Raw genomic sequence first — 4,688 nt, 5'->3', positions numbered from 1 at the left:
GCCAATGAGTATTTTGGATTTCATTGCAGTCGTGAGCTTTGGACTCACCTGCTTCTGTGCCGGATACACATTCGGCACAGATAGCAATAAGATACAAAAATAGCCGCCACCTTGACGACTATTTTTATCCCCTATGATTATTTCTGCTCCGCTGCCGCTTTCTGGATATCCAGCTCCCGTTCTACATAGTGGCCATCGTGGAGGTAATCATCGATGGGGGTTCCTACGATATTGTTCCAGTAGTTGTTGGCCAGGGTCAGTACGGCTGTGGTGACGATGAGAACCAGGGTCTCCTCATCGTATCTTGCCTGCAGGGGCTCGTAGACCTCGTCCGGCACATGGTTCGGGTCTTTTACCAGAGCTGCTGCAAAATCGAGAAGCTCCATCTCTTCATCGGTAAATTCAAAATGGTCAAAATCCTTGATTCCCAGCTGATCCTCCAGCACCCATTTGAAATAGTTTCCGCAGATCGGGCATTCGTTTCCGGAAGAAATCGCATAGCCAAAGAGGATCTTTGCCCGGTTTCCGATCTTTTCTTTCAGCGCTTTGTCCACCGCATAGGAGCCTTCCTCCAGAGAGGTGAAGGATACTACGCTATGAAGAAGCGTTTCCTTCATATTTGTGATGCGGTAGCCCTGCTCGATATGGTGGTCGATGGCTGCCTGCTGCTCCGGGGTGGTATGTGCTCTGTCAATTCTTGAAATCAGTTTTTTTCTTTCCATAATGATAAGTCTCCTTTTCTATTCTGCAAGGCCCATATGGAGCTTTGCGTTTTTTTCAATTCGGGTAAAGATCTGTGAAAAACCAATGCTTAATATAATGTAGAAAAAGCCAACCAGTGTGTAAGCTTCTATGTAACGGTATCCGTACTCCGCCTGGAGCTTTGCCGCCGCCATGATATCTACCACCGAGATTGTGAAGACGACGGAGGTTCCTTTCAGAAGAGCCAGGAAAAAATTAAAGTAGTTCGGCAGCGCCACGATGATGGCCTGGGGAATGATGATCCGGAAATAGGCCTGCCGTTTTGTCATCCCGAGGGCATGAGCCGCTTCCATCTGCCTCATATCCACCGAATTTAAAGCGCCCCTGACGATTTCACAGAGGAAAGCTGAGGAATACAGGGTCAAAGTCCCGACAGCGGTCACATTTTTATTCATATCAATGGAACCCCAAACACGTTCCCCACCGTAAAAGGTAAAATTGATCAGTTTCGGAATCCCGTAAAAAGCCAGGAAAAGCAGCACCAGAAGCGGAATGCTCCGGAAAAAGGAAACGTAAATGGATACCAGACGATTCGCCACCGGAACCCGATACATTTTCAGCAGCGCCAGGAGAAAGCCCAGCACCAGGCCTGCCGTCACCGGAAAGATCGTCAGGAAAAGGGTCAGCGGCAGGGCTTTGACCACATATCCTGTTGTATCAAAAATAAACGCCCAGCTGAAATTCATTGTACACTTTCCTTTCTCATCTGTTTTTCCAGACGGCTGAAGATAAACTGAATCAGAACGGCCAGGGCCCAGTAGATGATCGCCACAGAAAAATACATTTCAAAGGTTTTCACATGGCTGACATTGGTGTCCAGCTGTCTTGCTTTTCCAAGAATATCGAAGATTCCCAACGTGTATACAAGAGCTGTCGCCCGAATAATCGAGAGCACCGCGCTTCCCAGATTCGGGAGGATGACAGCCAGTCCCTGGGGAACGATGATATGGAAAAACTTCTGGATTTCCGTATATCCCAGAGCGTGTGCCGCCTCCAGCTGACCTTTCTGGATGGAATTGTATGCACTTCGGAACATCTCGCTGCTCGTCGTTCCTAGTTCAATCATCAAAGCCAGCACCACAAAGCTGATTTTCGACCAGTTGGATACATTAATAAGCTTCGGAAGACCAAAATATACAATGTACAGAAGGACAACTGTGGGGATTCCGCGAATGATATCCGTCAGAATCCTGAGAAACTTTTTCAGCCAGCCCGAACCGCTTACCTTTCCCCAGGCCACAAGGAGCCCCAGCAGCCAGCCAAGCACCAGCGTGACTGCCGTGATCTCCAATGTAACCGGAAGAGCAGAAAGGATCGCTGGAAATTTTTCAATAATAAAATGAATGTCAAAGTTTTCCCTTACCATAGCTGCCTCCGTCTCTGCTTTTTCCTCTCAGCCCTTACTCTGCTGCAGTCTCTTCCTCGGTACCGGTACCAGTCTCAGTCTCCGCCTCAGTTTCATCTTCCTCTGCCAGAGCAAAAACGTTATATCCGAATACATCCTCGGAAAGTTTGGAGAGGGTTCCGTCCTCTTTCAGTGTTCCAAGAGCCTCATTGATGGCATCTCCCAGCTCGGTTTCTGACTGATTAACGATCGGATAGGTCGGTACCACGGCTACGGGATCGGAAATCACCAGGCCTGCGACGGTATCTTTGTCCTGCAGGTTAAATACCGGGATCAGATCTGCGGACCAGTCATAATCGCCTGACCGGATGGATGCAAAGAGATCTGCATAGCTGAACTCTGTGTTTAATGTATACTCGATCTGTTTGTCCGGATGATTTGCATTCCAGTCATCGTATACAAAGCGGATACCGCCGGATGCATTTACCAGATAGGGCTTCAGTCCCTGATCGAGAGCATCGTCAAAGCTGTTGATCTCTTCTCCCTCTCTGTGGATGATTCCAACCGGCGTATAACCCACGTTGTTTTCCGGCATATAGTAAGTGGCAGTTCTCGCATCGTTCTTAAACAGGGAGTTAATTCCTACCTGATAGGTTCCGGACTGCACGCCCACATTCATGGTCTCTTTATCTGTGATCTCATAGGTGAAGGTGTACTGGGGAAGCAACTCGTCCACGGCCTTGAAGACTTCCACATCATAGCCCTGGGCCTCTCCGTTGTCATCCGCATAGGTGATCGGATAGAAGCCTCCGGCTACTGCCACCTTGATTTCCTTTGCCTCTTCGTCTGCACTGACCGGCAATGCGGCTAATACCAGAGATGCGGCGGCTGCTGTGGTTACAAGTTTAAAAAATACGTTTTTCATAATAGTTCTCCTCCTGCTTTTTGGCTTTTTGTTAAATGTATATCTGATAATCTGCGGGAAAAAGAAATTCCAGAAATTCTCTCGTCCGCTGTTCTCTCGGGTGATTAAAGATCTCCCTCGGCGTTCCTTCTTCCACGATGTTTCCTTTATCCATGAAAATGATCCGGTCGCTGAGTTCCCTTGCGAAGTCGATCTCGTGGGTAACGGTCAGCATTGTGATTCCGTCATTGGCGATGGTCCGGATGGCCTCCAGCACTTCTTTGGTAAGCTCCGGGTCCAGAGCGGATGTTGGCTCATCCAGAAGCAAGATGGAAGGCTGCATGGCAACGGCTCTGGCGATGGCCGTCCGTTGCTGCTGTCCGCCGGAAATCTGGGAGGGATAGCTGTCTTTCCATTCCAGCATGCCTACCTCTTTCAGCTTTTCCAGGGCGATCTCTTCGGCTTCTTTCCGGGATCTTTTTTTCACAATGATCTGGGCTTCCATCACATTTTCCAGAACGGTTTTATTGTGAAAAAGGTTGTAGGACTGAAAAACCATTCCGCTTTTCTGTACCAGCCTGTGGATTGTTTTTCCATCCGAATGCTCCGCATCTGCGGTTACTTCATCGATGGTAATGGTTCCACGGTCCGGTTTTTCCAGGAAATTGACACAGCGCAGAAGCGTTGTCTTTCCGGTTCCGCTGGGACCGATGATGGAAACGATCTCGCCGCTTTTTACTTCCAGGCTGATATCATCCAGAATCGTCTTCCCGCTGAATGTTTTTTTCAGGTGTTCTATCTTTAACATGTTAGCCTCCTATGCCCGAAGCTGTTCCTCTATGACTGCCGCAATACTCTCTTTCGACCGGAAGCCGATGGTCTTCTTTTTCACCGTGCCACCCTTGATAAAAAGAAGTGTCGGTGCTGCCATGACCCGGAAGCGTTTCACCGCTTCCTTTCCCTCGTCGATCCGTATGCTGTAAAACTTAATGTCTTTCTCTTCTTCCGATAATTCTTCTAATACAGGCCCCAGGGCCTGACAGGGACCACATCCCTGATTCCAGAAATCCAAAATAACCGGATGATCTGCTTTCAGAACTTTTTCTTCTATCTCTGTGTCCAGAATTTTCTCAACCATTCTATATCTCCTATTTTCATATGTGTTTACTAGGATTTATGTGTTGTCGCTATTATACAGAACAAAATCGAAAACGTCAATCACCTTTTTCCTATAGCAGGATATAGTTTTTTCTTATAAAACTATAAGAGAATTCCAAAATAAAACACCACCTGCGGCATTCCAGAGAGCGCCGAAGGCGGTCTTTCCTATAAAATAAAAAACGGCCTGCACCTTTGCGGTGAAGCCATTAGTATTTCCAAAATTGAAGTTTACCAAGGAGTTTTTGTTGCTTTATATATTGCATATATCAAGTTTTACTGTTATAATCGAAATATGGGTGCTGCCATAACGGTAGGCGGTTACTCCTCCAACAGAGGGTTGCAGAGTGCCATTGACACTTGTTTTGCAACAACCAAAGTGGAATGGACATTTGTAACCCTCTAATTACATAGAAACTCGAAAGAGTATTCACTGGAAAGGAGGGCTTAGCCAATGAGTATTTTGGATTTCATTGCAGTCGTGAGCTTTGGACTCACCTGCTTCTGTGCCGGATACAC

Annotated in this window: 6 protein-coding genes; all 6 read right to left on the bottom strand. The window is 47.3% G+C overall.

Annotated features, from left to right (window positions below):
- Window positions 1–137: 137 nt before the first annotated feature.
- Genes LKD71_RS17700 through LKD71_RS17675 form a run of 6 tightly spaced genes read right to left on the bottom strand, consistent with a single transcriptional unit; the run spans window position 138 to window position 4,149 of the window.
- Window positions 138–722, bottom strand: coding sequence for a carboxymuconolactone decarboxylase family protein (locus tag LKD71_RS17700; RefSeq protein ID WP_227616396.1), 585 nt, complete (start codon window positions 720–722; stop codon window positions 138–140).
- Window positions 723–740: 18 nt separating this feature from the next.
- Window positions 741–1,448: an amino acid ABC transporter permease gene (locus tag LKD71_RS17695; RefSeq protein WP_227616395.1), complete on the bottom strand. Its 708-nt coding sequence runs from the start codon at window positions 1,446–1,448 to the stop codon at window positions 741–743.
- Window positions 1,445–2,128: an amino acid ABC transporter permease gene (locus tag LKD71_RS17690; RefSeq protein WP_227616394.1), complete on the bottom strand. Its 684-nt coding sequence runs from the start codon at window positions 2,126–2,128 to the stop codon at window positions 1,445–1,447. The genes LKD71_RS17695 and LKD71_RS17690 overlap by 4 nt, the downstream gene beginning before the upstream one ends.
- A 34-nt stretch (window positions 2,129–2,162) precedes the next feature.
- Window positions 2,163–3,032: a transporter substrate-binding domain-containing protein gene (locus tag LKD71_RS17685; protein WP_227616393.1), complete on the bottom strand. Its 870-nt coding sequence runs from the start codon at window positions 3,030–3,032 to the stop codon at window positions 2,163–2,165.
- Between the two features lie 31 nt (window positions 3,033–3,063).
- A complete protein-coding gene (locus LKD71_RS17680; protein WP_227616392.1) occupies window positions 3,064–3,819 on the bottom strand; it encodes an amino acid ABC transporter ATP-binding protein in 756 nt (251 codons plus the stop codon).
- 9 nt (window positions 3,820–3,828) lie between these two features.
- Window positions 3,829–4,149 (bottom strand): thioredoxin family protein, encoded by a 321-nt coding sequence (locus LKD71_RS17675; protein ID WP_227616391.1) that lies wholly within the window; start codon window positions 4,147–4,149, stop codon window positions 3,829–3,831.
- Window positions 4,150–4,688 lie beyond the last annotated feature (539 nt).

Source organism: Fusicatenibacter faecihominis (assembly GCF_020686945.1).
Taxonomy (GTDB): Bacteria; Bacillota; Clostridia; order Lachnospirales; family Lachnospiraceae; genus Limivivens; species Limivivens faecihominis.
This window is presented reverse-complemented; position numbering and strand designations above follow the sequence as displayed.